The 26,096-nt window shown below is 65.5% G+C and carries 24 protein-coding genes; 10 read left to right on the top strand and 14 right to left on the bottom strand.

The window, feature by feature from the left end:
• Positions 1-208 precede the first annotated feature (208 nt).
• Positions 209-1,465 (bottom strand): aspartate kinase, encoded by a 1,257-nt coding sequence (locus ACQR07_RS13730; protein ID WP_434902806.1) that lies wholly within the window; start codon positions 1,463-1,465, stop codon positions 209-211.
• A 146-nt stretch (positions 1,466-1,611) separates the two neighbouring features.
• On the opposite strand from ACQR07_RS13730, the gene ACQR07_RS13725 reads away from it, so the two are divergent.
• Together ACQR07_RS13725 and ubiG are read left to right on the top strand one after the other, a co-directional pair.
• The gene (locus tag ACQR07_RS13725) at positions 1,612-2,079 is read left to right on the top strand and encodes a PH domain-containing protein (RefSeq protein ID WP_434902805.1); all 468 of its coding nucleotides are present in this window, start codon (positions 1,612-1,614) and stop codon (positions 2,077-2,079) included.
• A gap of 48 nt (positions 2,080-2,127) precedes the next feature.
• Positions 2,128-2,892, top strand: a complete 765-nt coding sequence (ubiG, locus tag ACQR07_RS13720) for a bifunctional 2-polyprenyl-6-hydroxyphenol methylase/3-demethylubiquinol 3-O-methyltransferase UbiG (RefSeq protein WP_434865873.1) — start codon at positions 2,128-2,130, stop codon at positions 2,890-2,892.
• A gap of 381 nt (positions 2,893-3,273) precedes the next feature.
• Here the strand turns inward: ubiG and ACQR07_RS13715 are convergent, their stop codons facing one another.
• The gene (locus ACQR07_RS13715; protein WP_434902804.1) at positions 3,274-3,555 is read right to left on the bottom strand and encodes a GIY-YIG nuclease family protein; all 282 of its coding nucleotides are present in this window, start codon (positions 3,553-3,555) and stop codon (positions 3,274-3,276) included.
• A 254-nt stretch (positions 3,556-3,809) separates the two neighbouring features.
• Between ACQR07_RS13715 and ACQR07_RS13710 the strand changes: the two genes are divergently transcribed.
• On the top strand, positions 3,810-4,709 hold the full coding sequence (locus ACQR07_RS13710; RefSeq protein ID WP_434902803.1) for an EamA family transporter: 900 nt from the start codon (positions 3,810-3,812) through the stop codon (positions 4,707-4,709).
• Here ACQR07_RS13710 and ACQR07_RS13705 read toward each other — a convergent pair whose 3' ends face one another.
• From ACQR07_RS13705 to ACQR07_RS13680, 6 genes are all read right to left on the bottom strand, one after another.
• The gene (locus ACQR07_RS13705) at positions 4,710-5,147 is read right to left on the bottom strand and encodes an EamA family transporter (protein WP_434902802.1); all 438 of its coding nucleotides are present in this window, start codon (positions 5,145-5,147) and stop codon (positions 4,710-4,712) included.
• 210 nt (positions 5,148-5,357) lie between these two features.
• Positions 5,358-5,846, bottom strand: coding sequence for a DUF1178 family protein (locus ACQR07_RS13700; protein WP_434902801.1), 489 nt, complete (start codon positions 5,844-5,846; stop codon positions 5,358-5,360).
• Positions 5,843-6,721 (bottom strand): carbon-nitrogen hydrolase family protein, encoded by an 879-nt coding sequence (locus ACQR07_RS13695; protein ID WP_434902800.1) that lies wholly within the window; start codon positions 6,719-6,721, stop codon positions 5,843-5,845. The genes ACQR07_RS13700 and ACQR07_RS13695 overlap by 4 nt, the downstream gene beginning before the upstream one ends.
• Entirely contained in the window at positions 6,718-6,993 is a 276-nt protein-coding gene (gene grxC, locus ACQR07_RS13690) for a glutaredoxin 3 (RefSeq protein ID WP_434902799.1), read from the bottom strand. Before grxC ends, ACQR07_RS13695 begins: the two co-directional genes overlap by 4 nt.
• 29 nt (positions 6,994-7,022) lie before the next feature.
• Entirely contained in the window at positions 7,023-7,811 is a 789-nt protein-coding gene (locus ACQR07_RS13685) for a ComF family protein (protein WP_434902798.1), read from the bottom strand.
• Positions 7,795-8,385 carry a macro domain-containing protein gene (locus ACQR07_RS13680; RefSeq protein WP_434902797.1) on the bottom strand — a complete coding sequence of 197 codons (591 nt, stop codon included), beginning with the start codon at positions 8,383-8,385 and terminating at the stop codon, positions 7,795-7,797. The genes ACQR07_RS13685 and ACQR07_RS13680 overlap by 17 nt, the downstream gene beginning before the upstream one ends.
• Positions 8,386-8,509: 124 nt before the next feature.
• Between ACQR07_RS13680 and ACQR07_RS13675 the strand changes: the two genes are divergently transcribed.
• Complete coding sequence (locus ACQR07_RS13675; RefSeq protein WP_434902796.1) at positions 8,510-9,367, top strand: methyltransferase domain-containing protein; 858 nt, start codon at positions 8,510-8,512, stop codon at positions 9,365-9,367.
• A gap of 110 nt (positions 9,368-9,477) precedes the next feature.
• Here ACQR07_RS13675 and ACQR07_RS13670 read toward each other — a convergent pair whose 3' ends face one another.
• On the bottom strand, positions 9,478-9,888 hold the full coding sequence (locus ACQR07_RS13670) for a (deoxy)nucleoside triphosphate pyrophosphohydrolase (RefSeq protein ID WP_434902795.1): 411 nt from the start codon (positions 9,886-9,888) through the stop codon (positions 9,478-9,480).
• A 152-nt stretch (positions 9,889-10,040) separates the two neighbouring features.
• Here ACQR07_RS13670 and ACQR07_RS13665 point away from each other — a divergent pair, with 152 nt between their 5' ends.
• The 4 genes from ACQR07_RS13665 (at position 10,041) to ACQR07_RS13650 (ending at position 13,771) form a co-directional block, all read left to right on the top strand.
• Positions 10,041-11,297 carry a TadE/TadG family type IV pilus assembly protein gene (locus ACQR07_RS13665; RefSeq protein ID WP_434902794.1) on the top strand — a complete coding sequence of 419 codons (1,257 nt, stop codon included), beginning with the start codon at positions 10,041-10,043 and terminating at the stop codon, positions 11,295-11,297.
• A gap of 173 nt (positions 11,298-11,470) precedes the next feature.
• On the top strand, positions 11,471-12,820 hold the full coding sequence (locus ACQR07_RS13660; protein WP_434902793.1) for a TadE/TadG family type IV pilus assembly protein: 1,350 nt from the start codon (positions 11,471-11,473) through the stop codon (positions 12,818-12,820).
• Positions 12,821-13,019: 199 nt separating this feature from the next.
• Positions 13,020-13,271, top strand: coding sequence for an Ig-like domain-containing protein (locus tag ACQR07_RS13655; RefSeq protein WP_434902792.1), 252 nt, complete (start codon positions 13,020-13,022; stop codon positions 13,269-13,271).
• Between the two features lie 128 nt (positions 13,272-13,399).
• The gene (locus ACQR07_RS13650; protein WP_434902791.1) at positions 13,400-13,771 is read left to right on the top strand and encodes an Ig-like domain-containing protein; all 372 of its coding nucleotides are present in this window, start codon (positions 13,400-13,402) and stop codon (positions 13,769-13,771) included.
• 5 nt (positions 13,772-13,776) lie between these two features.
• Here ACQR07_RS13650 and argJ read toward each other — a convergent pair whose 3' ends face one another.
• Both argJ and ACQR07_RS13640 read right to left on the bottom strand, forming a co-directional pair.
• Entirely contained in the window at positions 13,777-15,018 is a 1,242-nt protein-coding gene (argJ, locus tag ACQR07_RS13645; protein ID WP_434902790.1) for a bifunctional glutamate N-acetyltransferase/amino-acid acetyltransferase ArgJ, read from the bottom strand.
• A 253-nt stretch (positions 15,019-15,271) separates the two neighbouring features.
• Positions 15,272-16,174: a peptidylprolyl isomerase gene (locus ACQR07_RS13640; RefSeq protein ID WP_434902789.1), complete on the bottom strand. Its 903-nt coding sequence runs from the start codon at positions 16,172-16,174 to the stop codon at positions 15,272-15,274.
• Between the two features lie 394 nt (positions 16,175-16,568).
• Between ACQR07_RS13640 and secA the strand changes: the two genes are divergently transcribed.
• Positions 16,569-19,421, top strand: a complete 2,853-nt coding sequence (secA, locus tag ACQR07_RS13635; RefSeq protein WP_434902788.1) for a preprotein translocase subunit SecA — start codon at positions 16,569-16,571, stop codon at positions 19,419-19,421.
• 347 nt (positions 19,422-19,768) lie between these two features.
• On the opposite strand, the gene ACQR07_RS13630 is transcribed toward secA, so the two are convergent.
• Together ACQR07_RS13630 and ACQR07_RS13625 are read right to left on the bottom strand one after the other, a co-directional pair.
• Positions 19,769-20,968: a glycoside hydrolase family 3 N-terminal domain-containing protein gene (locus tag ACQR07_RS13630; RefSeq protein WP_434902787.1), complete on the bottom strand. Its 1,200-nt coding sequence runs from the start codon at positions 20,966-20,968 to the stop codon at positions 19,769-19,771.
• A gap of 75 nt (positions 20,969-21,043) precedes the next feature.
• Positions 21,044-22,342 carry a flavin-dependent oxidoreductase gene (locus ACQR07_RS13625; protein ID WP_434902786.1) on the bottom strand — a complete coding sequence of 433 codons (1,299 nt, stop codon included), beginning with the start codon at positions 22,340-22,342 and terminating at the stop codon, positions 21,044-21,046.
• A gap of 209 nt (positions 22,343-22,551) precedes the next feature.
• Between ACQR07_RS13625 and ACQR07_RS13620 the strand changes: the two genes are divergently transcribed.
• A complete protein-coding gene (locus ACQR07_RS13620; RefSeq protein ID WP_434902785.1) occupies positions 22,552-23,580 on the top strand; it encodes a glycerophosphodiester phosphodiesterase in 1,029 nt (342 codons plus the stop codon).
• Between the two features lie 251 nt (positions 23,581-23,831).
• Here the strand turns inward: ACQR07_RS13620 and ACQR07_RS13615 are convergent, their stop codons facing one another.
• Positions 23,832-25,736: an acyl-CoA synthetase gene (locus ACQR07_RS13615; protein WP_434902784.1), complete on the bottom strand. Its 1,905-nt coding sequence runs from the start codon at positions 25,734-25,736 to the stop codon at positions 23,832-23,834.
• Between the last annotated feature and the right edge of the window lie 360 nt (positions 25,737-26,096).

Below are 26,096 nucleotides of genomic sequence, written 5' to 3'. Positions count from 1 at the left end.
CGCACGCCGAAGCTGCCGGGTCGAATCAGGACAACCAACACTGGAGCACAATTCGCGGCAGCCATCCTGCGAGGCGTATAGCGAATTAGGGCTTGTTTTGCCAAGCAAAACGCCTGCCACTGCAGCCGGCGTCAACGGCTTTCGCGCACGTCTGCGCGATGTCCCGCTGTTACGAAACGGGACATCGCCAGCTCCGGAGGAGAATTTCCTAGGCCTGGTCGAGTCCGTAGAGCGTATGCAGCGTCCGGACGGCCAGTTCGGTATAGGCGGCGTCGATCAGCACCGAGAACTTGATCTCGGAGGTCGTGATCGCGCGGATGTTGATGTTACGGGCGGCCAGCGCCGCGAAGCCCTTGGCGGCGACGCCGGCATGGCTGCGCATGCCCGAGCCGATCACCGAGACCTTGGACACGTCGGTCGCGGTGTCCAGGCGCTGGTAGCCGATCTTGTCCTTGGCAGCCGTGATGGTTTCGCGGGCGCGGTTATAGTCGGTCGCCGGCACCGTGAAGGTCAGGTCGGTGGTCTTGCCGTCCTCGGACACGTTCTGGACGATCATGTCGACGTTGATGTTGGCATCCGCCAGCGGCCCGAAGATCGAGGCGGCAACGCCCGGCTTGTCTTCGATCTGGCGGACCGAGATCTGGGCCTCGTCCTTGGAGAAGGCGATACCGGTGACGACATGATTTTCCATGATTTGTTCCTCGCTGCAGATCAGCGTTCCCGGCGGCTGATTGGCGTGCGGATCGATATCCTCGGGCTTGTCGAACGAGGAGCGGACGAAGATCGGCATGTTGTGGACCATGCCCAGTTCCACCGAGCGGACCTGCAGCACCTTGGCGCCCTGGGACGCCAGCTCCAGCATGTCCTCGAAGGCGATCTTGTCGAGCCGCTTGGCCTTCGGCACCACGCGGGGATCGGTGGTATAGACGCCGTCGACGTCGGTATAGATGTCGCAGCGGTCGGCCTTGATGGCGGCGGCGATCGCCACCGCGGAGGTATCCGAGCCGCCGCGCCCGAGCGTGGTGATTCGCCCCGTGTCGGCGTTGATGCCCTGGAAGCCGGCGATGACCGCGACCTCCTTGCGTTCCTGAAAGCGCTTGATCAGCTCGGAGCCGTCGATGTCGACGATTCGCGCCGAGGCATGGGCGTCGCTGGTCAGAATCGGAATCTGCCAGCCCTGCCAGGAGCGGGCCTGGATGCCCATGCTCTGCAGGACGATCGCAAGCAGGCCGGACGTGACCTGTTCGCCCGAGGCCACCACGGCGTCGTATTCGCGCGCATCATGCATCGGTGATGCTTCGGTGCACCAGGCCACCAGCTCGTTGGTCTTGCCGGACATGGCCGAGACCACGACGGCGACCTCGTGACCGGCATCCACCTCGCGCTTGACGTGGCGCGCGACGTTGCGGATGCGGTCGATGTTGGCGACGGAGGTGCCGCCGAATTTCAGCACGAGGCGACCCATGACGACGCGCTCATTCCCATCAGGAGGATAAGTTGACCGGTCCAGCGCGAAACCGGAGGCGCGCCAGCCGAAACGCGCGTATACATAGCGCCGCGGCCGGGGGCAAGACGGTTCCTATTGGTGATGGGGTGGGGTAGAGGCGGAGTATGGCGCGTTACATCGACGAAATCCTGCAACCCGGCGAGAAGGTGCTGTATTCGACCAATGCGCACTGGATGTTCTACCTCCCCGCCATCGGCGGCTGGATCGTTGCGTTCGGGCTCGTCCTGCTGTCGCGCATGACCGTCAATGACAATCTGACCATGCTGTGCCTGGCCACCGCTGCGGTGATCGCGGCGGTCGCGCTGTACTGGACGGTCCGGGCCTGGTTCCACCGCCTGACCACCGAGACGGATGTCACCAACCGCCGCGTGGTCCACAAGACCGGTTTCATCCGCCGGCGTACCTTCGAGATGGCGCTCGACAAGGTCGAGAGCGTCGACGTCAACCAGACCATCATGGGACGGATTCTCAATTACGGCGACGTCACCATCCTGGGCGTGGGCGAGGGCAAGGAAACCATCACCACCATCGCGGAGCCGCTGGCGTTCCGGAACGCCATCACGGTGCGTTAGCCGTCCGACGGCCCGTCAGGTCCCATCATTGAGTATTCAGCGATGACAATGCCTCAGGATTCCCGCAGCTCCTCCGTTCCCCCGGGCTCGACCGTCGATCCGGCCGAGATCGCCAAGTTCTCGAAACTGTCCGAGACCTGGTGGGACCCCAAGGGCAAGATGGCGCCGCTGCACAAGATCAACCCGCTGCGCCTCACCTACATCCGCGATGCCGCCTGCCGGAAGTTCGAGCGCAACGCCAAGAGCCTCAATTGTCTCTCCGGCTTGAGGATGCTCGACATCGGCTGCGGCGCGGGCCTGTTGTGCGAACCGTTCACGCGGCTGGGCGCGCAGGTCGTCGGCGTCGACCCCTCGGCCAGCAACATCGCCGCCGCCAAGCTGCATGCGGAGAAGGGCCACCTCTCGATCGACTATCGCTGCACCACGATCGAGGAGATGGACGCGCGCGAGCGCTTCGACATCGTGCTGGCCATGGAGGTGGTCGAGCACGTCACCGACGTCAGCGCCTTCCTCGGCCGCTGCGCCGCGGTGCTGAAGCCCGGCGGGATGATGGTGGTCTCGACCCTCAACCGCAACTGGAAAAGCTTTGCGCTCGCCATCGTCGGCGCCGAATACGTGCTGCGCTGGTTGCCGCGCGGCACCCATGAATGGAGCAAGTTCGTCACGCCTGACGAGTTGACCAAATATCTGCTCGACAACCGCCTCGTCATCACCGAGCAGAGCGGCGTCGTCTACAGCCCGTTCGCCGACCGCTGGAGCCTGTCCACCGACATGGACGTGAACTACATGATGGTGGCCGAGCAGATGGTGTAGCGCGCAGCCGATCGTTTGCTTCCCTGGTTCAACCCGTCTGTTCGCTCCAAAACTGGTGTCGTCCCTGCGAACGCAGGGACCCATAATCCCGGGAGTCGTTTAGGGCACGACCGTTTCAACGCACCGCCTGCCCCAAGAGAGATCACGCGGTATGGGTCCCGGGTCAGCGCCCGCTGCCGCTTCGCGTCACCGGGCTTGCCCGGGACGACAGCTGTATTCCCTCGCGCCAGCGACATCCGAATGTACAGAGCCTAGCCCCTGGGGCTACCGCGATTCGTGCCGTCGTCTGCAAGCGTCGGTTCAGCCCGCCTGTTGCTCCACAACCGGTGTCGTCCCTGCGAACGCAGGGACCCATAACCACAGGGAGTGGTTTGGGGCAGGCTAGGAGATCAGGTCGCTGAGATCTCGCCATTCGAGATTGTCGCGTTCGATCAGCTCGATCTTCCAGTCGCGTTTCCAACGCTTCAGTTGCTTCTCGCGGGTGATCGCTTCCTCAGCGACGGCATAGGTTGCGACGTAAACGAGGCGGAAAACGCCGTACTTCTTGACGAAATCCGAGCCTTCGCCGTTGCGGTGCTGCTCGAGTCGCTTCCGTATCGAATTGGTGACGCCGATATACAGCGTACCGTGACGGGCACTCGCGAGAATATAGACGTAATACATTGCCGCACCACCACGTGGATGGATCGCCTAACCCAATTGAAGCCGGTGGTTATGGGTCCCTGCGTTCGCAGGGACGACACCGGTTGTGTGGCGCGAGCTTACCACAAGACGCGGAAGGTCCTGGCTTACACCAACAGCCTGGCTCTTCCACAAACCGCTGCATTCCTGACATGCGGCTGAACCTTCGTCTGCGCTGTTGACCCGGCGCGCGGCGCTCGCCACGGTGCACCCCTCACCGTCGCGCAGTTTCGCCCATGCTCTCCATCACCTCGCTCTGGATCCCGTTCACGCTGGTTGCCGCGGCTGGCCAGGTCGCGCGCAATGCGATGCAGCGGTCGTTGACGGCCAAGCTCGGCACCTGGGGCGCGACCAATATCCGCTTTCTGTTCGGGTTTCCGTTCTCACTGGTGTTCCTGACGGTGGTGCTGCTGGCGACCGGTGACCGGCTGCCATGGCCGTCGGCGAGTTTCTGGCCGTGGCTGCTGCTCGGCGCGCTCAGCCAGATCGTCGCCACCGGGCTGATGCTGCTGGCGATGACCGATCGCTCCTTCGTGGTCACGACGGCCTATCTGAAGACCGAGGCGATCCAGACCGCGATCTTCGGCTTCATCTTTCTCGGCGATCCCTTGTCGATCCCGAAGGTGGTCGCGATCCTGATCGCCACCATCGGCGTCGTCATCACCGCGCTGAGGCCGGGTGGCGACAAGAGCTTCGCCGAGTTGAAGCCGACGGTCACGGGACTGGTCGCAGCGGCAGCGTTCGCGCTGTCGGCGGTCGGCTTTCGCGGCGCGATCATCACGGTCGACGGCGTATCCTTCGTGACCGCGGCGTCGACCACGCTGGTGTGGGGCTTGTTCGTGCAGACGGCGATCCTCACCGTCTATCTGCTGGCGCGCGCACCGAACATCCTGCGCGGAATTCTCTCGCTATGGCGGCCGTCGATGATGGCCGGCTTCGTCGGCGCGTTCGCCTCGCAGTTCTGGTTCCTGGCCTTCGCGCTCACGGCAGCTGCGAACGTCCGCACCTTGGCGCTGGTCGAGGTGCTGTTCGCGCAAGCCGTGTCGTACTACTCGTTCAAGCAATCGGCCTCGCTGCGCGAGATCTGCGGCATCGCGCTGATCGTCGCCGGCGTGGCGCTGCTGATCGCGCTGTAGTCAGCCCTTGATGGCGATCAGCACGGCGCCGCAGGCAATGAGCGCAATGCCGATCCAGCCCTGCGGCGAGGGCCGCTCGCCGAGGAAGACGACGCCGAACAGTGTGACCAGGACGACGCTGAGCTTGTCGATCGGCGCCACCAATGTCGCCGGTCCGAGCTTCAGGGCGCGGAAATAGCACAGCCACGAGGCGCCGGTGCCGAGCGCCGACAGCGTCAGGAAGATCCAGCTCCTGGTCGAGATCGGGCCGGGGCTGGTGAGCTGGCCGGTCGCGAACAGGATCATCGCCAAGGTCACCAGCACGATGGCGGTGCGGATCAGCGTGGCGAGATCGGAATTGAGCCCTTCGACGCCGACCTTGGCGAAGATCGCGGTCAGCGCGGCGAACAGCGCCGACAACAACGCCCAGAGCTGCCAGGAGGAGGAGAGGGGGGACATGGTCAACTCCCGGAGGAAAATTGCATCTCAGGGCTAGGCCGCAGTTCAGCTCCAGACATCTCAACCGTCATTGCGAGCGCAGCGAAGCAATCCAGAGTCCTACGCGCAGCCCTGGATTGCCTCGCTGCGCTCGCAATGACGGAGAATGCTGCGAGAGTTTGCTTCCAATTCACGCGGCTTCGTGTTCTCGGACGCAATCATTCCGGATCGTCAATTCCGGTCGTCCGGCAGCACCGGGATCGGGGCGACCTCGATGCCTTCCTCGATCAGCTCGCGGGCTTCGTCGAGCGACGCCTCACCGTAGATCGGCCGGTGCTCAGTCTCGCCGTAATGCATCTTGCGCGCTTCGGTCGGGAAGCGCTCACCGACGTCGTCGGCGGTCTTGACGATGTGGTCGCGCAGCTCCTTGAGCTTGGCGCGCAGCTCACGCTCCTGGGCCATCAGCAGTGACGTTGGCCCGGGCGGAATGACCTCTTGCGCGGGAGCGGGCGCCGGAGCGGCTGCGGTGGGCACCGGTGCCGCGTCGCGTCCCTTCTTGCTGACGATGCGCGGCGCCATGATGGCCTTCTCGACCTTGGTCGAGCCGCAGGACGGGCATTCCACCAGCTTGCGCTTGACCTGGGCGTCATAGGCCGACGAGCTCGCAAACCAGCTCTCGAACGTATGGTCACGCTCGCAGCGCAGCGCGTAGCGGATCATGCCGAGCCCCGCACCAGGTGCAGATGGTCAGGGCCGGCCTTGGGATCGGCAATGCCGAAGCGGCGCCCGTGCTGCAGCGAGGGAATGGTCTGACGCACGCTCTCGACGCGCGCCGGATCGATGCGCGCCACGATCACGCCCGGCTCGACGCCGCCCTCTGCGAGGATCTCGCCCCAGGGATCGATGATCAGCGAATGGCCGAAGGTCTCGCGCTTGTTCTCGTGCAGGCCGCATTGCGCGGCGGCAAACACGAAGCAGCAGGTCTCGATGGCGCGGGCGCGCAGCAGCGTGTGCCAATGCGCCTCGCCGGTCTTGCGGGTGAAGGCGGAGGGGACGCTGATGAACGAGGCGCCGCTCTCGGCCAGCGCGCGGTACAGCGCGGGGAAGCGGACGTCGTAGCAGATCGTCAGTCCCAGGCGGCCCCACGGCAGATCCGAGATCACCGCCGTCTCGCCCGGCTGATAGTTGGCCGATTCGCGATAGCTCTCACCGCCCGGCAGGTCGATGTCGAACATGTGAATCTTGTCGTAGCTCGCCAGCACGTTGCCGTCGGGCCCGATCAGGAACGACCGGTTCACCGCCTTCTCGGCCGAGAAGCGCAGCGCCAGCGATCCGATGTGCAGATGGATGTTCAGCTCCTTGGCCAGGGCGCGGTAGGCCTTGAGCGACGGATCGTCCTCCTCGCTCTTGAGCTGTTCGAACAGCGCCGTCCGGTTGAGCTGCATCATGTTGCTCACTTCCGGCGTCTGGACGTATTGCGCGCCTTGCGCGACCGCTTCCCGGATCAGCCTGGTGCCCTGCTCGAGGCTCGGCTCGGGCAGTAGCGAGGTGCGCATCTGCACCATGGCGGCGGTAAAGCTGCGGTCGTTGCTCATGATGTCGCCTTGTCTCCAGCCAGCATCGCGTCGAGCCTGCCCTCACGGTCGAGCGCATAGAGATCGTCGCAGCCGCCGACATGGGCGTTGCCGATGAAGATCTGCGGAAAGGTGGAGCCCGGCCCGACGCGGTCGTACATCTTCTGCCGGATGCTCGGATCCTTGCCCGCATCGTGCTCCGTGAACGGAACGTTCTTGCGGGTCAGGAGCGATTTGGCGGCGGTGCAGTAGCCGCACCCGGGACGCGTGTAGATTTCGATCGCAGCGGTCATGTCGCGCTCAGCTGTTACGGTGCGCCGGATTATATGGTGGCGCGCGGGGTATCGACAACCCGGGCGAAGACCAGCACGCTCACCTCGGCCGCCTTGGCGCGCAGCAGGGCACGGGCGCAGGCGTCCACCGTCGCGCCGGTGGTGAGAACGTCGTCGACCAGCACGATGCGGCGTCCCTGGACCGTGTGCAGGCGGTCAGCTGATACCTGGAATGCGCCCTGGACATTGCTGGCCCGCTGCGCCCGCGACAGCCCGACCTGCTGCTCGGTGGCGCGAACCCGGCGCAGCGTATCGCCGCTGAGGCGGACGCCGCTGGTGCGGGCGATCACCCGCGCCAGTGCGCCGGACTGGTTGTAGCGGCGGCTGAAGCCGCGCTGCCAATGCAGCGGCACCGGGACCAGCAGGTCGGCGTTGGCCAGCAGTTCGCGGCCGGCGCGGGCCATCCAGCGGCCCATGATTGGCGCCAGATCGGTGCGGTCCTGATATTTCAGCGCATGCACCAGCGTGCCCGCGACCTCGTCATAGCGCACGGCCGCCCGTGCCCTGGCATAGGCCGGGGGCGCCGCGATCGCTTCCATCGACAGCAGCTCGGGGCCGGGATCGTAGACGAAGGGGATGCCGAGCTTGGGGCAGTAGGGCCGCTCGATGAACGACAATTTGCCCCAGCAGGCGGCGCACACGCCCTCGCCGTCGACCGGCTCGCGGCAGGAGATGCACAGGGTGGGGAGTGCAATGTCGAGCGCGAGCTTGGCTATGTGGGCGCAGGCGCTGTGGAGCGACCCGAACGCCGAGCGCACCGGATCAGGCAAGGAGATCATGGTGCTCCCCGAGGATCGCGCGCGCCGATCTGCTCCGGACGCCATGGCCGTTGATGATCGCATCATAGGCGGCGCGCATCTGGCGGGCGGCCTGCTCCGGCCGCACGGCACCGATGCCCGTGCCCATGCCCGGCACCAGCAGCGATGAGATCGGCGTCGGGGCTGTTCTGTTGTGTCCCAGCACCGCGATGAGCGCTGCACGAAATGCGAGATAGACATTGGCCGTATCGTCGATGCGTGACGGCACGCGCATGGTCGGAGCACAGACCAGGAAACGGGGGACAGGATGTCCGGTTGCGACGATGATCGCCTGACCGACCGCAAGCTCGCCGTAATGGTGCTCGGCGATCACGTCGCGCAACGTGGTCTGGAGCTCCCAGCCGAAGTGGCGCACGTAGTGCAGGTCGATGCCGCCATCCATGAAGCCGAAGCTGTTGGCCGGGCTGACGATGGCGTCGGCGGATTGCTCCAGAATGCTGCCGTGGGAGATGTGCACGCCTGCAAGGTCGCCGAACGCGACACGCCACGCATCGACCACCTCGTTGCTGATGTCGCGAAGGTGAACCGTGAGCATGATCGCAATCGACCCGGGCGCCGAGCGCCAATTTCGGCTCGACCATCATAGGTTAGCGTGGCTCTGCAGCCGGCTCAAGCGACTACGCATTGCCCGTCCGCCGGGATCGTCGTAACCAGCCTCGATGACACAGCCTGCCAGCGCCCCCGTTCTGTTCGATCGTGCCTTGCTCGGCCTCAGGCAGCGGCGTGCTGCGCGTTCGCCTGAGACTTTCCTGCTGGAGCGTGTTGCCGAAGATCTCGTGGATCGCCTCGCCGCGGTGAACCGATCCTTCGCCGATGTCGCGGACATCTGGACGCCGGGCGCCGGATTGAAACCGCATTTGGTCGGACAGGTTGCGCAGCTGGTGCATCTTGCTGCGCCCGACACGGCCGCCGAGACGCTGCCGCTGGCGCCGCAATCGCTCGATCTGGCGCTGTCAGCGCTGGCGTTCCAGTTCGTCAACGATCTCCCGGGGCTGCTCGTGCAGATCCGGCGTGCTCTCCGTCCGGATGGCCTGCTGCTCGCGGCGATGATCGGCGGCGATACGCTCACCGAACTGCGGCAATCCTTCGCGGCGGCAGAAGCCGAATGCGAAGGCGGCGTGTCGCCGCGGGTGGCGCCGTTCGCCGATCTGCGCGATGTCGGCGGGCTGTTGCAGCGGGCCGGCTTCGCGCTGCCCGTCACCGATGTCGACCGTGTCGTCGTCCGCTATGCCAGCGCGTTCGGCCTGATGCAGGACCTGCGCCGCATGGGCGCGGCTAACAGCCTGGTCGAGCGCCGCCGCACGCCGCTGCGTCGCGCCACCTTGCTGCGCATGGCGGAAATCTATGCCGAACGTTTCGCCGATCCCGACGGCCGCATCCGCGCCACCTTCGACATCATCTGGATGTCCGGCTGGGCGCCGCATGAGAGCCAGCAGAAGCCGTTGAAGCCAGGCTCGGCGACGGCGAGTTTGGAGGCGGCGGTGAAGCGCAGCCAGGGCGCTGGTGACCGCGAATGAGCAAACTCGTCATCGCCGGGCTTGATCCGGCGATCCATCCTCTTCGCAAGGTGATGGATGCGCGGGTCAAGCCCGCGCATGACGAGTGGAGGTGAGGACGGCGTCGCGCCTCAAATCAACAGATCGATCAGATGCGGCAGCAGCGGAATGTCCGCCGGCGGCATCGGGTAGTCGCGCAGCTTGTTCGGACGCACCCAGGCCAATTGCTGGCCTTCGCGCGCGGTGACCACGCCTTCCCAACGGCGGCAGATGTAGAGCGGCATCAGCAGATGAAACGTCTCATAGGCGTGGCTCGCAAAGGTCAGCGGCGCCAGGCACGCCTCGCGCACGGTGATTCCGAGCTCCTCGTCGAGCTCGCGGATCAGGCTGGCCTCCGGCCGCTCGCCGGGCTCGAGCTTGCCGCCGGGAAATTCCCAGAGGCCGGCGAGCGTCTTGCCGGGCGGCCGCTGCGCCAGCAGCACGCGATTGTCGGCGTCGACGAGGGCGCAGGCGACGACGAGGGTCAGCTTGAGGTCAGGCATGGCTTCACGGGTGACGAAATTTACCGAGCGTTAACCCATTCGCACGATCCCCGCAAATCCACGGAACTCGACGGGACGGTATGGAACTGGGGCAAGCGCCCCTTAAGTGGTTCGATTGTACTCCGGTTCCCTGTTTTCACCGGGGGCATTTGATGCGTTGGCTGTTCGATCATCTCCGCCGTTTTCGTCGCGACCAGCGTGGCAACATCGCGATCACCTTTGCCATCGCCTGCGTGCCCCTGCTGGCCTTCATCGGCGCCGGTGTCGACTACTCGATGGCCAACAGGTTGCGGACCAAGCTGCAGATGGCCGTCGACGAAGCCGTGCTGGCCGGCGTCGCCGCCGGCAAGGCGGCACTCGATTCCGGGGCGAGCCAGTCGGCCGCGATCGCGAAGGCCAACGCCGCAGCAAGCGCGTTCTTCAGCGGCAATACCGAGGGCATGAGCGCAACGCCGACCCTGACCTTCACGGTCAGCGGCCGCAAGCTCTCGGGTGTCGGATCCGCGAGCAGCGCGATGAACACCTCCTTCATGCGCATCGCCGGTCTGCCGACGATGCAACTGTCCGCCCAATCCAAATCGTCGGCCACGATGCAGCCCTATGTGAACGTCTATCTGCTGGTCGACATTTCGTCGTCCATGCTGCTGCCCGCCACGCAGGCCGGCATCACCCAGATGAACAATGGGACCGGCTGCACCCTGGCTTGCCACGAGACGACCGATGGCACGGACTCCTACAGCTATGCGCTGAAGAACAACGTGCTGCTGCGCTATCAGGTGGTCAATCAGGGCGTGCAGAAACTTCTCACTTATCTGAATGGCAGCTCCGTCTATAAGAACTACGTCAAGGTCGGACTGTGGTCGTTCGACAATCAGCTGACCCAGATGTCGCCGCTGACCTCCAACTTCACCTCGGTCGGCAACAATTTTCCGGCGCCGGGTCTCGCCTACAACGATGCCGCGGCGGCCACGCCGTTCGACAGCCTGATCGACAGCTTCGTCTCCACCGTCGGCACCGGCGGCGACGGCAGCACGTCGGCCACGCCGCAAAAGATGGTCATCATCGCGACCGACGGCGTCAACGATCCGACGCGTGCCTGGACCTCGCAGACCTCGCTGCGCTCGCAGGTGCGGGTGTTCAACACCGGTTTCTGCACCTCGCTGACCAGGAATTCCGTGACGATCGCCATCATCAATACGCCCTACTACCCGATGCCCTGGGACTGGGGATACAAGGCGACGCTCGGCCAGCCGGGCAGCCTCGGCGGCGCCACGCGCGTGGACGACATCCCGATCGCGCTGAAGGCCTGCGCCGGCGACAATTTCCTGGCCGCCGCCGACCTTGCCACGATTCAGGATTCGTTCACCTATCTGTTCAGCAAGGCGGCGCCGGTCCGGCTCACCAACTGACGATCCGCATCCGATGAGGCGCCATTCGGGCGGCCACCGGTGCCGTTAACGCGCGCTTAACTGCAGCCGCATCGATCCGGGTTTCCACGGAGCGGCTAAGCGAACCTTAAACGCCCGACGCCTAGTTTTTCGGCCATCCGCCGCGCCGCCAAACTGCCTGTCAGGCTTCATCCATGCGCCACTTGTCGAATCTTCTCGCTCGCTTTTGCCGTAGCGCCAGCGGCAACGTTGCCGTGACGTTCGCCATCGTCTGCGTGCCGGTGATCTCGGCGGTCGGTTGCGGCGTCGACTACAGCCGCGCCAACCAGATGCGCGCCAAGCTGCAGTCTGCGGTGGACGCCGCCTCGGTCGGCGCCGTGTCCCGCACATCCCCGGCCTTCATCGCGGCGGGGAGCATGACCTCGGACGGCGTGATCGCCGCCGGCAATGACGACGCCACCAAGCTCTTCAACGGTAACATGTCCGGCACGTCGGGCTACACGCTCAACAGCCTGACGCCGGAGGTGAAGAAGACTGGCGCGGTCCTCACGGCCAGCGTGTCGTACTCGGCCACCGTGCCGATGATGTTCATGACGGTCGTCGGCATCAAGACCATGACGCTGCAGGGCTCGTCGAAGGCGACGGCCTCGATGCCCAGATATGTCGACTTCTACCTGCTGCTCGACAACTCGCCGTCGATGGGTGTCGCGGCGACGCCCGACGACGTCACCAAGATGGTCAACGCGACTTCCGACGGCAAGTACGGCAGCAACCGTTATTGTGCCTTCGCCTGCCACGATTACAACGACTCCAACAACTTCTACAATCTCGCAAAGAGCATTGGAGTCACCACGCGCATCGACGTGCTGCGCAGCGCCACCCAGCAGCTGATGGACAGGGCGATGCAGAAGCAGACCTACCCGAACCAGTTCCGCATGGCGCTTTATGATTTCGGGGCCGCGTCGAAGACCATCGGCTTGCGGTCGCTGTTCGCGCTGTCGTCGAATCTGTCCAGTGCCAAAAGCGCAGCCGGAGGCATCGACCTCATGGGGGTGTATGGCAACAACGATTCCTACACGGCCGACAAGGATACGCCGTTCACCACCGTGTTCCCGGCCATCAACAACGAGATCTCGACGCCCGGCGACGGCACCACGGGCTCGCCGCTCAAATACCTGTTCTTCGTTTCGGACGGCGTGGCTGACGAAAGCAACGCCGCCTGTCTGAAGCCGAAGGCCAGCGGCAACCGCTGCCAGTCCCCGATCAATCCGGCGCTGTGCACCACGCTCAAGAGCCGCGGCATCAAGATCGCCGTGCTGTACACCACCTACCTGCAACTGCCGACCAACAACTGGTACATGAACTGGATCGACCCGTTCAACGCCGGACCGTTCGGTCCCTCGCCGAACAGCGAAATCGCGCAGAACATGCAGGCTTGCGCCTCCGACGGCTTCTACTTCGAGGTCTCACCGACCCAAGGCATCTCGGACGCGCTGCAGAAGCTGTTCGATCGGGCCATCGCCGACGCGCGTATCGCGGGTTGATCTCCGCCGGAATGCAATCCACAGGATGGCTTGATTTGTTCCGTTACGGTACGTAGCATTACGTCCTGTAACCGGGGGCGTTATGATCAAGCTTGCATTGTCGTGTGTCGTGCTGGCCGCAGCGTGCAGTCCGAGCGAAGCCAGGAATTGTTGGGCACCGAGAGTTCATACGATCGGCGGTCTGACCGTGCAGGGCCAGATGATGGTGATCAGCGGCAAGCGCTGCAGCATGGTGTTGGTGCGGTCGGGCGGTCCGACCTTCACCGCGCAGGTGCTGGAGCCGCCGAGCCACGGCCGCGCCGTGGTGCGCGGCCTTCGGGTGACCTATGTCTCACATCCGAACTACATCGGCGAAGACCACTTCGTCTACGCCTGGAAGGGGCTGGATATGATCAACCGGCCGCGGACGTCGACCGTCGAGATGCGCGTCCAGGTGAGCCAGAAGCTGTGACGTGCAAACATGCCGGACGCACTTGTTGCGAACTGATGGCCGGCGGATGCGCGCATAGGGACATGTTAATTCGACCGCCAATCTGACGTGCCGTCAGTGCGGGCCTTTAATTGAACGGGGGGATGATCATGATGAAACTTGCCGTGCTGTCCTGTGTGCTGACCGTAGCTCTCTCTGCGGGAGCACGGGCCGCCGATTGCGTGGTGCCGTCGATCCGGACATTGGAAAACCAGACCGTTCAGGGACACATGTACGCCAAGACCGGCAGGCGCTGTAGCATCATGGTTCTCGGCTCACGCGGGCCGATGGTCAGCGTCCGCCTGCTGTCCTCCCCGAGCCACGGCGCGGCCACCGTCCAGGGACAACACGTCGTCTATCGGTCGAGCCCCGGCTTCGTCGGCGAGGACCATTTCGCCTACGTCCGGCACGGGGCCGATGCGCTCAACCGGCCGGTGACCAAGGGAGTCGAGGTCACCGTCCACGTCAGCGAGCAACTCTGACCTTCTCAGGACCTGTAGTCGCCGTTGATCGCGACATACTCCTTGGTCAGGTCGCAGGTCAGCACGCGGTCGCGGCCCTTGCCGAGGCCGAGTGCGACCTTGATCTGGATGGTCTGCGCCTTCATCGCCTCGGAGACTTCGGTCTCGTCGTAGGACGGATCGCGCGCGCCCTTCGACGCCACGCGGATGCCGTTGAAGGAGATCGACAGCTTGTCGCGATCGGCCGGCTCGCCGGCCTTGCCGACGGCCATGACGACGCGGCCCCAATTGGCGTCCTCGCCGGCGATCGCGGTCTTCACCAGCGGCGAGTTGGCGATCGACATCGCGATTCGGCGCGCCGACGGCTTGCTCTTGGCGCCCTCGACGACGATCTCGACCAGCTTGCGCGCGCCCTCGCCGTCGCGCGCGACCTGCTCGGCGAGGTCGGCGAGCACGGCGTTGAACGCCTTCACGAACGCCTTGGCGTTGGGATCGCTGATGCGGCTGATCTTCGCCGCGCCCCTGGCCGCGGCGGCGCCGGTCGCGAAGGCGAGCAGGGTGTCGGAGGTCGAGGTGTCGCCGTCGATGGTCACGGCGTTGAAGGTGTCCTCGACGCCCGCCTTGAGCAGTGCCTGCAGCGCCGGCGCCGTGATCGGCGCGTCGGTGAAGATGAAGGACAGCATCGTCGCCATGTCGGGCGCGATCATGCCGGCGCCCTTGGCCATGCCGTTGATCGTCACCTTAGCCTTGCCGAGCTTGACGGTGGCGGTCGCGACCTTCGGGAAGGTGTCGGTGGTCATGATGGCGCGCGCCGCGCCCATCCAGTCGCCGGCCTCAGCGGTGCCGGCGAGGCCTTCGAGCACGCCGTCGAACTTGGTGGCGTCGAGCGGCTCGCCGATGACGCCGGTCGAGGCGAGGAAGATCTCGTCCTGCTTGCAGCCGACCGCCTTGGCGGCGATCGCCGCCGTCAGCGCCGTCGACTGCTTGCCGGTCTTGCCGGTGAAGGCGTTGGCATTACCGGAGTTGACCACCAGGGCGCGCGCCTTGCCGCCCTTGAGCTTGGCGCGGCACCATTCGACCGGGGCGGAGGGGCATTTCGACTTGGTGAACACGCCAGCGACGGTGGTGCCGGGATCGAGCAGCGCCAGCAGCACGTCGGTGCGGTTCTTGTAGCGGATGCCGGCCGCAGCGGTCGCAAGCCTGACGCCGGCGAGCGCCGGCATCTCGGGGACTTCGGTCGGGGCGAGCGGGGAGACGGCTGAGGACATCGAGAGGCTTCCGGCGGAAGATTGCGGGAAGCGCTCTGTATCATCTCGGTCAATGATGCGGGAGAGGCTTGCGGCCCCGACGGTGTCATCCCCGCGAACGCGGGGATCCATAACCACAGGATTTAGCCGTGATCCGCGGTATCGGCCGCGTGCCCATTCCCGACATCACGCGGTATGGGTCCCGGCGCGGAGGCCGGGACGACACTGTTTATGACGCGCGTATGTCGCGTCTCAAGCCGAGCGGCCCGGCCGCTTACTTCTTCGCCGGTTCGGCCGGCTTCGCGTCCGCCGGCTTGGCAGCGTCGGCAGCGGCCGGCTTGTCCAGGCGCTCGATCTTGGCGGACTCGCGCAGCTTGCCGACGTAGTCGGCCTGGGCCTTGCGGGTCACGTAGGTCTCGATCTGGCTCTTGACCTGGTCGAACTCCGGCGGCTTGCGGTTGCGCTTTTCCTCGACCTTGATGACGTGCCAGCCGAACTGGGTCTTCACCGGGTCCGAGATCTTGCCCGGCTCCATCGCGAAGGCGACGTTGGCGAATTCCGGCACCATCTGCTCCTTGGTGAAGAAGCCGAGATCGCCGCCATCCGAGGCGCCGGGGTCCTTGGACTTCTTCTTGGCGAGCTCGGCGAAATCGGCGCCCTTGGCGAGCTCGGCCTTGACGGCCTTGGCCTCGTCCTCGGTCTCGACCAGGATGTGGCGCGCGTGCACCTCCTGCTCGCCGCCGATCTGCTTGGAGGCCTCCTCATAGACCTTCTTCATTGCGTCCGGCGTGGTCGCGGCCTTGCCCTCGCTGGCGAGCAGGCTGTCCATCAGCAGGCGGTTGCGGGTGAAGGCGAGGCGCTTCTTGAACTCCTCGCTGTCGGCGACCTTCTTGTCCTCGGCCGCCTTGGAAACGAGCTTCATGTCGATCAGGAACGACAGCACGTTCTCGTCCTTGGTCGCCGGGTCCATCTGCGCCAGGCTCTGGCCGAGCTCCTCCTCGGCGAGCGTGACGTCGCTCTTGCGGATTTCGGCACCGTTCACCTTGGCCAGCACCGGGTTGGCATCGTCGGCGGCGCGCGCGGGGGCGACCAGCAGCGACAATGCGAGACTGCCGGCAATAGCGGTAGCAAGGCCGAAGCGCAGGCCGGTTTTCGTAACCGGGAACGACTTGGTCATGGAAAATCCTTGTCTTGGAAGAGGGGGCTCCAGGGGCGTGGCCTCAGGGCGGCGGGGACACTCGCCCAATCGCGGTGCCTTGGCAACGCGAAAAGTCTGTCAATTTCGTGAAATCGGCGACAGGTTTGAGGGCAAAGTCCCGCTGTCGGGCGCCGTTGACAACGTTCCCCCCCAGCCATATCTCTGCCCGATCGCTTCAAGGGCGATAGCGCTTATTTTACTGCGTTTTTGGCCGTTGAACCCTGGTTTGCTCGTCTCCCACTCATCTGACGGCCGCCTCATGGCGCCGACGTTCGAGCCTGGCGCGGGTGCTGCGGTGCATCACGCCGGGAACAGCAAACCCAAACCATGAGTTACGGCTGCTACGCAGACCCATAGAGGCAGGATTTCAGCAATGATCGGCGCGCTCGCCCGTAAGCTTTTCGGCTCCGCCAATGACCGCCGCGTCAAGGGCTACCAGTCCCGCGTCAATGCCATCAACGCGCTGGAGCCGGAGCTCGCCAAGCTGACCGACGAGCAGCTCAAGGCGCGCACCGAGGAGTTCAGGAAGCAGCTCGCCGACGGCAAGGCGCTCGACGACATCCTGGTCCCGGCCTTCGCCACCGTCCGCGAGGCTTCCAAGCGCACCCTCGGCCAGCGCCATTTCGATGTGCAGCTGATCGGCGGCATGGTGCTGCACGAGGGCGACATCGCCGAGATGAAGACCGGCGAAGGCAAGACCCTGGTGGCGACGCTCGCGGTGTACCTCAACGCGCTGGCCGGCAAGGGCGTCCACGTCGTGACGGTGAACGATTACCTCGCCCGCCGCGACGCCGGCTGGATGAGCCAGATCTACGGTTTCCTCGGCCTGACCACCGGCGTTATCGTGCACGGCCTCGACGATGCTGAGCGCAAGGCGGCCTATGCCTGCGACATCACCTACGGCACCAACAACGAATACGGCTTCGACTATCTGCGCGACAATATGAAGTACCGGCTGGAGGACATGGTCCAGCGCGGGCACTTCTTCGCCATCGTCGACGAGGTCGACTCGATCCTGATCGACGAAGCTCGCACGCCGCTGATCATCTCCGGCCCGCTCGACGACCGCTCCGACTTCTACAACACCATCGACACCTTCGTGCCGAAGCTCGACAAGACCGACTACGAGGTCGACGAGAAGCAGCGCACGGTCACCTTGACCGAAGCCGGCATGGAGAAGATCGAGACCTTGCTGCGCGACGCCGGCCAGCTCAAGGGCGAGTCGCTCTACGACGTCGAGAACGTTTCGGTGGTGCACCACATCAATCAGGCGTTGCGCGCGCATACGCTGTTCACCCGGGACAAGGACTACATCGTCCGCGACGGCGAGGTGGTGATCATCGACGAGTTTACCGGCCGCATGATGCCAGGCCGGCGCTATTCCGAGGGCCTGCATCAGGCGCTCGAGGCCAAGGAGCACCAGCCGGTGCAGCCCGAGAACCAGACGCTGGCCTCGATCACCTTCCAGAACTACTTCCGCATGTATTCCAAGCTCGCCGGCATGACCGGCACGGCCGCCACCGAGGCGGACGAGCTGTTCGACATCTACAAGCTCGAGGTGCTGGAGATCCCGACCAATTTGCCGGTCGCGCGTCTCGATGAGGACGACGAGGTCTATCGCACCCAGCAGGAGAAATACGCCGCCATTCTCGCCGAGATCGAGCGCGCCAATGCGCGCCTGCAGCCGGTGCTGGTCGGCACCGCGTCGATCGAGAAGTCCGAGGTGCTCGCGGCCTATCTGAAGCAGCACGGCTATAAGCAGATCGATTTCGGCCAGCCGGCCGCGCTCGACAAGCTCTATGCGGCCGCCCGCGCGGGCAAGCCGGCAAAACTGTTCGCGGTGCTGAACGCGCGCTTCCACGAGCAGGAGGCCTACATCGTGGCCGAGGCCGGCGTGCCCGGCGCGATCACGATCGCGACCAACATGGCCGGCCGCGGCACTGACATCAAGCTCGGCGGCTCGCTGGACATGCGTCTGCAGCAGGAGACCGCCGGGATCACCGACGAGGCCGAGAAGGCCGCCAAGATCGAGCAGATCAAGGCCGACATCGCCCGCTTCCGCGAGATCGTGCTGAAGGCTGAGGAGACCGTCGAGATCGAGCCGGCCAAGGGCTCGAAGGCGGCCAAGACTGTGGTCAAGCCGGGCGGCCTGTACATCATCGGCTCCGAGCGCCACGAATCCCGCCGCATCGACAACCAGCTGCGCGGCCGCTCCGGCCGTCAGGGCGATCCGGGCCGCTCGAAATTCTTCCTGTCGCTCGAAGACGATCTGATGCGCATCTTCGGCTCCGACCGGCTCGACAGCATGCTGACTCGCCTCGGCCTTAAGGAAGGCGAGGCCATCATCCATCCCTGGATCAACAAGGCGCTGGAGAAGGCGCAGCAGAAGGTCGAGGCGCGCAACTTCGACATCCGCAAGAACCTGCTCAAATTCGACAACGTCCAGAACGACCAGCGCAAGGTGATCTTCGACCAGCGCGTCGAGCTGATGCAGGACGAGAGCGTCGTCGAGACCATCACCGACATGCGCCACGCCTTCGTCGACGACCTCGTCAGCAAGCACGTGCCCGAGCACGCCTATGCCGAGCAGTGGGACGTGGCGGGCTTGAAGGACGAATTGAAGCGCGTGCTCGACCTCGATTTGCCGGTCGATGCCTGGGCCAAGGAAGAGGGCATCGCCGACGAGGAGCTCTTGAAGCGCATCGAGACCCATGCCGACGAGCGCATGGCCGCCAAGGTCGCGCAATGGGGCCCCGACGTGATGCGCTACGTCGAGAAGACCATCCTGTTGCAGACGCTCGACCACCTCTGGCGCGAGCACCTGATCATGCTCGACCATCTGCGCCAGGTCATCGGCCTGCGCGGCTATGGCCAGCGTGATCCGCTGCAGGAGTACAAGTCGGAAGCGTTCACGCTGTTCGAGGCCATGATCGCGCACCTGCGCGAGGCCGTCACCGCGCAGCTGATGCGGGTCGAGATCGTGCCGCCGGAAGAGCAGCAGCAGACGCTGCCGCCGATGCAGGCGCACCACGCCGACCCCCACACCGGCGAGGACGAGATGGCCTTCGCCAACGTCTCCCTGGTGCCGTCCTCCGCCGCCGCGCCGGTCCCAGCCGAAGCCCGCAACCCGACCGACCCCACCACCTGGGGCAAGATCGGCCGCAACGAGGACTGCCCCTGCGGCTCGGGGAAGAAGTACAAGCACTGCCACGGCAGGTACGCGTAAGCGCCAATAGGACTGCCTTTTTGTAGGGTGGGCAAAGACAGCACGCGGCGAATGCCGCGTGATGGCGTGCCCACCGCAGTCGATCCCCGTGCACGGTGGGCACTGCGCTCTGGCATGATGCCGTGTCGTAGAAGCGTGCGTGCGCCTTTGCCCACCCTACGGCACTGCGATCTCGGCAAACTCCGCTGTCGTCCCTGCGAACGCAGGGACCCATAACCACAGGATCATGTGAGGAGGCAGGCAGGTAGCTCCAGCCCTGCTCCCTCAAGCCGGCCGGTGGCTATGGGTCCCTGCGTTCGCAGGGACGACACCATCTGTTGGGCACGATCGCGTCATACACTCCGCCGTCATCCCGGCGAACGCCGGGATCCATAGCCACCGGCCGATGTGCCGAGTGGAGCCACGCTTACGTGCCGCTGTGCCGGCGTGCGGCCGCCGGGCGGCTTCCAACCCGACGTCCAATGCCGAATCCGCGCGACCGAGCGCTGCAGCGCGCCGGCTTCAATCTCGCCCGAGCACACCGCCTCTGTCAGCGCGCCGTTGATCTCGCGGCCGACATCCGAGGTCTGGTCCTCGTCGCTGAACTTGGTGAACATGATGATATCAGCGCCCGCCTTGACGGCATCGACGGCGGCGGCGGCCGGCGGCTTGGCGTCGAGGATGGCTTTCATGGCGAGGTCGTCCGTCATGACGACGCCGTCGTAGCCGAGGTCGCGCCGCAGCAGGCGGTCGATCGCATGCCCGCCGCTCTGGGTGGCGACGCCGCCCCATCGGACGGCATGAGCGAGATGGCCGACCATGATCGCTCCAGCCAGCCCACGCCGCATCAGCCGTCGATACGGCTTCAGCTCCGATGACGACCAGGTCTTGGTCACGTCGGCAATGCCGGCATGGCTGTCGGCGGTGGACGATCCATGCCCGGGGAAATGCTTCAGCACCGTCAGGATGCCCCTGTTTCGGTGCGCCTGGACGAACGCCGCCGCATAGCGCACCACGGTGTCGGAATCGCTGCCATAGCTGCGTTGCCGCTGTCCGATGATCGGGTTCGACGGGTTGGTGTTGAGGTCCACCACCGGCGCGAGATTGATGTTGATGTGCAGCCTCGCGAGCTTCCCGGCGAGTGCGGCGTAGGTGCTGCGCGCCGCGGTGATGGAGCCCCGAGCGACCTCTGCAGCCGATGGTGTTTCGGCCATGCCGACATTCGTCCCGAGCCGCTCGACGGTGCCGCCTTCGTCGTCGATGGCAATGAACGGAGGCGCCGCGCATTTGCAGGACCGGATCCGCTCGATCATCCCTGTGAGATCATCCGCTGTGCCGACATTGCGCCCGAGGATGACGACACCGCCGATCAGCCCCTCCTCCAGATCGGCGAGCAGCTGCTGGAAACCCGGATCCGACGGCTTGGTCCCGAAGAAGCCGGCCATGATCATCGGGCCGACGAGCTGCGGCGTCGCAGCTCTGTTGCTGCAGCCTGCGGCAAGGCCGGGCTGACCCGACAGCATCAGGACCACGGCGGCCAGCGACAGTCGGCCTGATCGTCGGAGCATGGCGGTCTCCGCTGAGCGGCTGTTTCGGTGACGGCTCGTATGCACCGGTTCAGATCACGTCGCCCAAGGCAGGCCTCAGATCGCCCCGAGGCTCTCGACCCTCGCCCCTTCCGCGATCGTGCGCGGCGCCGTGTTCAGCTGCTCGATCGCAAATCCGGCGGCCTTTTTGTAGTTGGCCATGAACGCGTCGCGCTCGGCAGGCGGCACCACCTCGTCAATGTTAGTGAACTTGCCGCCGCAGCGCTCGTCGACGAGATTGAGCAGGCCGAACGGGCCGGCGCCGCGGTTGCGCAGGATCACCGCCGAAATCGGGCCGCACAGCTTCTCGTCATAGGCCGCGAGCGCGGCCGGCGTGACGCCGTGGGCCAGCAGCATGGTGCCGAGCACGCGGGCGTCGACGATCGCCTGGCTCGCGCCGTTCGAGCCGGTCGGGTACATCGCATGCGCGGCGTCGCCCAGCAGCGCGACCGGACCGTCGACCCAGGTCGAGACCGGATCACGGTCGATCATCGGGTTCTCATAGGCGCCGTCGGCGCCGGCGATCAGCGCGGGCACGTCGAGCCAGTCATAGGTCCAGCCCGCGAAATGATGCGCGAACTCGCTGACCGGCACCTGGCGGAACCAGCCGGTCTGCTTCCAGCCCTCGGTGTTGTCCATCGTCACTTCGGCGATCCAGTTGATCAGCGCCAGCCCCGTCTTGGGATCGGGATGCGAGATCGGATAGACCACGACGCGATGGCGATGGGTGCCGAGGCCGACGAACGACGAGCCGGTGCGCATCGGCTTCGCCCAGGTGACGCCGCGCCACATCACGGCGCCGCCCCAATGGATCGGCGGCTGCGTCGGATGCATCTGCGCGCGCACCGCCGAGTGGATGCCGTCAGCGCCGATCAGCAGCCGGCCGCGCTGCTCGGAGCGCGAGCCGTCGGCATGCTCGATGCGGGCGGTCACCGTGCCATCGGCATTCTTCTCATAGCCAGTCACGCGGCTGCCGAGCCGCACGGTCGCAGCGCCCGCGCGCTGCACCAGCCGGCTGTGCAGCAGCATGTGCAGCTTGCCGCGATGCACGGCATATTGCGGCCAGTTGTAGCCGGCGAGCAGCCCGCGCGTCTCCGAATAGATGTCGTTGCCGTTCAGGCCGACCAGCGCCCACTCCTTCGCGGGCACGCCGATCTGGTCCAGATCGTCGGCGCCGATGCCGAGGTCATAGAGCTCGCGCACCGCATTGGGCTGCAAATTGATGCCGACCCCGAGCGGCCGCATCTCGCGCACGCTCTCATAGACGATGCAGGGCACGCCGATCTGCTGCAGGGTCAGCGCCGTCGCGAGGCCGCCAATGCCGCCGCCGGCGATGAGGACAGGAAGGTCGGTCATGGGCATGGTCCGCTACACGTGAACTCGAGAAACAAGGGTCGAGGAGGAGGGACTTCAGGGATGCAGGCGCGGCACTGCAGCGCGCGCGGATCGCCTCCCCTCGATCCACGACCGGCATTGTCTGCCGGCCTGATGGCAAAGGCCTAGTTCAGAAGGCCCGCGGAGACAAGGGGCATGGGCAATCCGAGGTTTCATGGTAGGCTGGTGCCATGCGCCGCTCCGCCGTTTTGCTCGCCACAACTCTGCTGATGCTTGGGCTTGCGAGCCCAGCCATCGCCTTTGACGTCCAAGCTCATCGCGGCGGACGCGCGCTGTTTCCCGAGAATACGCTGCTTGCCTTCGGCATGGCGTTGGTCTCGCATGTCGGTCTGGACACGCTCGAGCTCGATGTCGGCGTTACACGTGACGGCGTACTCGTGGTCTCGCATGAGCGGCGGCTCAACCCCGATCTTGCGCGCGATCGCGGCGGCAACTATGTGGGCGCGCCGGGGCCGCTGCTGGTCGATCTCTCGCTCGCCGAGGTGCAGTCCTACGACGTCAGCCGCATCCGTCCAGGCAGCGACTACGCGAGGCAGTTTCCGGATCAGCAGGTCCCGCCCGGCACGGAATTTTCCGCATTGCGAATTCCGACCTTGAAGGAGGTCATCGACCTCGCCGCCCAGATCGATCGGACGCGTCTCAATATCGAGACCAAGCTCGATCCTGCCTTTCCGAATGAGGCACCCGACCCTGAGCGGTTCGTGAGCCTGCTGCTCGGCCTGATCGAGGCCGAGCACTTTACCGACCGCGTGACGATCCAATCGTTCGACTGGCGCACCTTGCAGCTGGTGCAGCAGCGCGCGCCCCAGATTCCAACCGTTTATCTGTCGCTGCAACGTGGCAAAGCGCCGACGGTGTCGCTGACCGAGGCGACGCGCTGGACCGCCGGCTTCAACCCCGCCGATCACGGCGGCTCGCTGCCATCAACCATCCACGCCGCCGGCGGCAAGATCTGGTCGCCCTATTTCGCCGACGTCACGCCGGAGCTGATCCGCGAGGCGCACGCGCTCGGGCTTCAGGTCGTGGTGTGGACCGTCAACAAGCCGGACGATATGGCGCGGCTGATGGACATCGGTGTCGACGGCATCATCTCCGATCGGCCAGATCTCTTGCGCAAGGTCGCCTTCGACAAGGGCCTCGTGAAGCTGAAGGGCGAGCTGCATCTGCAATCGACGAGCCCGAAGGCACATCTGGAGTAGCAAGCTACTGTCGTTTCGAAGTCATGATTGAGGTCATGCAAGATGCCTCGATTGTCGTGAGCCGGCGCGGCATCGCCGGTCTGCTCCCTCGCCCCGTTCTTCACGGGGAGAGGGTTGGGGTGAGGGGCCACCGCACGGGAAGTGTTCGTGGTAAGACCTGTACCCCCTCACCCGGATTGCATCTGACGATGCAATCCGACTCTCCCCGCAAGCGGGGCGAGGTGCACCGAGTGAGCGCGCGAGATCCCGCCTCACCCCATCACCACCTCGTGCCGGATCACGAACGGCGCCAGCAGTGTGTGCACCTCGTGCTCGATCGCCTCGCGTTGCTCTGCCGGCACGTTGCGCAGGGTCACCGTGGCGAGGCTGCCGTGGCTGCCATGCGCGCCGACTTTCACGCTGCAATCGATGCCGCGGTCCGTGAGTTGCGACAGCACCTTGGTGAACACGCGCGCCGTGGCGTCCCAGCGCAGCTGCGGCTTGAACACCTTGCCGACGCCGGTCACCGGCATCGGATCGATCGGAATGATCTGCACCGGCACCGCGGCGCGCTCGGGCGTGCGCGCGCGCACCCAGTCTTCCAGCTCGCCCGGCTGCACGGAGGCGCCCGGCTTGAGCTGGACGTAGCCGATCGGCAGCTCGCCGGCATAGGCGTCGGGTTGGCCGACCACGGCGGCGAAGCCGACCGCCGGATGCTGGAACAGGATGTCCTCGATCGGCGCCGGATCGATGTTGTGGCCGCCGCGGATCACGAGGTCCTTGGCGCGGCCGGTGATCCACAGGAAGCCATCGGCATCGAGCCGGCCGAGATCGCCGGAATTGACCCAGTGTCCATCGACGAAGGCGCCCTTGTTGTGGGCGTCGTCGAGATAGCCGGAGAACACGCCGGGCCCGGCCATGATCACGACGCCGATCTCGTCGACAGCGCAGTCGCGCTCGTAGCGCCCGTCGGCATCGAGCTTGACGATGCGCACCTTGGCATAGGGCAGGGGCAGGCCGACCGAGCCGAGCCGGATCGGCTGGTCCGGATAGGCCATGGTGTGCACGCTGGCCGTCTCGGTCATGCCGTAGACCTCGACCACCGGCAGCTTGAGCTTGTCCATGATCGCCTGGCCGACGGCGACCGGAATTGCCGAGCCGCCGCCGGCGGCGTAGCGCAGGCTGGAGATGTCGGCCTGGCCTTGCGGTACGCCGAGCGTCGCCGCCAGCACCGTCGGCACGCTCGACAGCGTCTCCGGCTTGAAGCGCTCGACCAGGCCCCAGATGTTGCGCACCGCATTCGGATTGCGCCAGCCGGCGCCGGACAGCACCACGAGCGAGCCGCCGGCCGACAGCGTCTGCAGCGCCTGGGTCAGCGATCCGCCGACGTGAAACAGCGGCATGCCGAACAGCAGCGTGCCGCCGGGCTTCGCCTTCAGAACGAGGTTAATGCCCCAGGCCTGGTAGACCTGGTTGCCATGGCTGTGCCGCACCAGCTTCGGCGTGCCGGTGGTGCCGCCGGTGTGGAAATACGCCGCCGTGTCGCTGGCCTTGATCTGCCGGCCGCTGACGAGGTGATCCGCCGGCTGCGGCTTGATCAGATCGTTGAAGGCATGGATGCCGTTGGCCGGGTCGCCGCCGCCATGCACCTGCACGATCGCCTTGAGGTGCCTGAGGCTGCCACGCACCTTTTCGACCTTCTGCCAGATGTCAGTGCCGGGCAGGGGGCCGAGCGCCACCAGCACCTTGGTCTTGGCGGCATCGAGGATCTCGGCGATCTGGTGCGGCTCGAGCAGCGGGTTGACCGGGTTGGCGATGCCCGCGGCCTCCGCGCCGAACAGCGTCACGAAGGCATCGGGCACCAGGGGCAGCATGAAGCTGACGACGTCATCGGGGCCGACGCCGAGCGCATGAAACATGTTGGCCGCCTGTGTCACCCTGGCGACGAGGTCGCGGTAGGAGATCACGACCGGCGTATCGGCCGGATCGGCATTCTGCAGAAACTGGATCGCCGGCGCGTCCGGATTGGCCGACGCGCCGCATTTGAGCGCCTCATAGGTGCTCTGTGCCGCGATCCGTTCGCTATACGGCATCTGCTCGAAGGCGCGGATGTCTGCCGTGCTGGCGAATGTCGGATAGTCGCTGCCGATGGCGCGATCGAGCAGATGAATGCCCATGGCCTGTCCTCCCTGTGTCGGTCGTGTCGTCGTCCGGCCGAATGCGGCCGGCCACCGCGCGCGAGCTCTGTTGGCCCGTTCGTCGCGATCGTCACAGCACAGGATGATGGAGGATTCGTCTTGCGTCTATCCCGGCGTCGCGGGGCAAGGCGACGCATTTGCCGCAGCTCCGACCAAAGCCGCGGGAGCCTGGCCGAGATGCGTCCGGTGCCCACCCTCCCCTGGAGGGCAGGGCAATCGCATATGGCTCTCCAACGCGGCCCAAACGAAATATTGGAATCGCGAAGGCCGACGGGAGGAAATTTTCGAATCCAGACTGCTCCTTGGAAGCACGAAAAGAATCGAAAAATTCCACATGCG

The sequence above is a fragment of the Bradyrhizobium sp. HKCCYLS20291 genome, assembly GCF_051167715.1.
In the GTDB taxonomy this organism is placed as follows: Bacteria; Pseudomonadota; Alphaproteobacteria; order Rhizobiales; family Xanthobacteraceae; genus Bradyrhizobium.
The sequence above is the reverse complement of the archived record's forward strand: the minus strand, read 5'-3'. Positions and strand labels throughout refer to the sequence as shown.

What these genes read in the sequence shown, in the direction of transcription:
- ACQR07_RS13625 (WP_434902786.1), bottom strand. Translation starts at nt 22,342, where the DNA reads ATGACCGACCTTCCTGTCCTCATCGCCGGCGGCGGCATTGGCGGCCTC.
- ubiG (WP_434865873.1), top strand. Translation starts at nt 2,128, where the DNA reads ATGCCTCAGGATTCCCGCAGCTCCTCCGTTCCCCCGGGCTCGACCGTC.
- ACQR07_RS13630 (WP_434902787.1), bottom strand. Translation starts at nt 20,968, where the DNA reads ATGCTCCGACGATCAGGCCGACTGTCGCTGGCCGCCGTGGTCCTGATG.
- argJ (WP_434902790.1), bottom strand. Translation starts at nt 15,018, where the DNA reads ATGTCCTCAGCCGTCTCCCCGCTCGCCCCGACCGAAGTCCCCGAGATG.
- ACQR07_RS13660 (WP_434902793.1), top strand. Translation starts at nt 11,471, where the DNA reads ATGCGCCACTTGTCGAATCTTCTCGCTCGCTTTTGCCGTAGCGCCAGC.
- ACQR07_RS13670 (WP_434902795.1), bottom strand. Translation starts at nt 9,888, where the DNA reads ATGCCTGACCTCAAGCTGACCCTCGTCGTCGCCTGCGCCCTCGTCGAC.
- ACQR07_RS13715 (WP_434902804.1), bottom strand. Translation starts at nt 3,555, where the DNA reads ATGTATTACGTCTATATTCTCGCGAGTGCCCGTCACGGTACGCTGTAT.
- ACQR07_RS13620 (WP_434902785.1), top strand. Translation starts at nt 22,552, where the DNA reads ATGCGCCGCTCCGCCGTTTTGCTCGCCACAACTCTGCTGATGCTTGGG.
- ACQR07_RS13680 (WP_434902797.1), bottom strand. Translation starts at nt 8,385, where the DNA reads ATGCTCACGGTTCACCTTCGCGACATCAGCAACGAGGTGGTCGATGCG.
- ACQR07_RS13675 (WP_434902796.1), top strand. Translation starts at nt 8,510, where the DNA reads ATGACACAGCCTGCCAGCGCCCCCGTTCTGTTCGATCGTGCCTTGCTC.
- ACQR07_RS13725 (WP_434902805.1), top strand. Translation starts at nt 1,612, where the DNA reads ATGGCGCGTTACATCGACGAAATCCTGCAACCCGGCGAGAAGGTGCTG.
- ACQR07_RS13695 (WP_434902800.1), bottom strand. Translation starts at nt 6,721, where the DNA reads ATGAGCAACGACCGCAGCTTTACCGCCGCCATGGTGCAGATGCGCACC.
- ACQR07_RS13655 (WP_434902792.1), top strand. Translation starts at nt 13,020, where the DNA reads ATGATGGTGATCAGCGGCAAGCGCTGCAGCATGGTGTTGGTGCGGTCG.
- ACQR07_RS13650 (WP_434902791.1), top strand. Translation starts at nt 13,400, where the DNA reads ATGATGAAACTTGCCGTGCTGTCCTGTGTGCTGACCGTAGCTCTCTCT.
- ACQR07_RS13730 (WP_434902806.1), bottom strand. Translation starts at nt 1,465, where the DNA reads ATGGGTCGCCTCGTGCTGAAATTCGGCGGCACCTCCGTCGCCAACATC.
- ACQR07_RS13640 (WP_434902789.1), bottom strand. Translation starts at nt 16,174, where the DNA reads ATGACCAAGTCGTTCCCGGTTACGAAAACCGGCCTGCGCTTCGGCCTT.
- ACQR07_RS13705 (WP_434902802.1), bottom strand. Translation starts at nt 5,147, where the DNA reads ATGTCCCCCCTCTCCTCCTCCTGGCAGCTCTGGGCGTTGTTGTCGGCG.
- ACQR07_RS13665 (WP_434902794.1), top strand. Translation starts at nt 10,041, where the DNA reads ATGCGTTGGCTGTTCGATCATCTCCGCCGTTTTCGTCGCGACCAGCGT.
- ACQR07_RS13710 (WP_434902803.1), top strand. Translation starts at nt 3,810, where the DNA reads ATGCTCTCCATCACCTCGCTCTGGATCCCGTTCACGCTGGTTGCCGCG.
- secA (WP_434902788.1), top strand. Translation starts at nt 16,569, where the DNA reads ATGATCGGCGCGCTCGCCCGTAAGCTTTTCGGCTCCGCCAATGACCGC.
- ACQR07_RS13700 (WP_434902801.1), bottom strand. Translation starts at nt 5,846, where the DNA reads ATGATCCGCTACGCGCTGCGCTGCGAGCGTGACCATACGTTCGAGAGC.
- grxC (WP_434902799.1), bottom strand. Translation starts at nt 6,993, where the DNA reads ATGACCGCTGCGATCGAAATCTACACGCGTCCCGGGTGCGGCTACTGC.
- ACQR07_RS13685 (WP_434902798.1), bottom strand. Translation starts at nt 7,811, where the DNA reads ATGATCTCCTTGCCTGATCCGGTGCGCTCGGCGTTCGGGTCGCTCCAC.
- ACQR07_RS13615 (WP_434902784.1), bottom strand. Translation starts at nt 25,736, where the DNA reads ATGGGCATTCATCTGCTCGATCGCGCCATCGGCAGCGACTATCCGACA.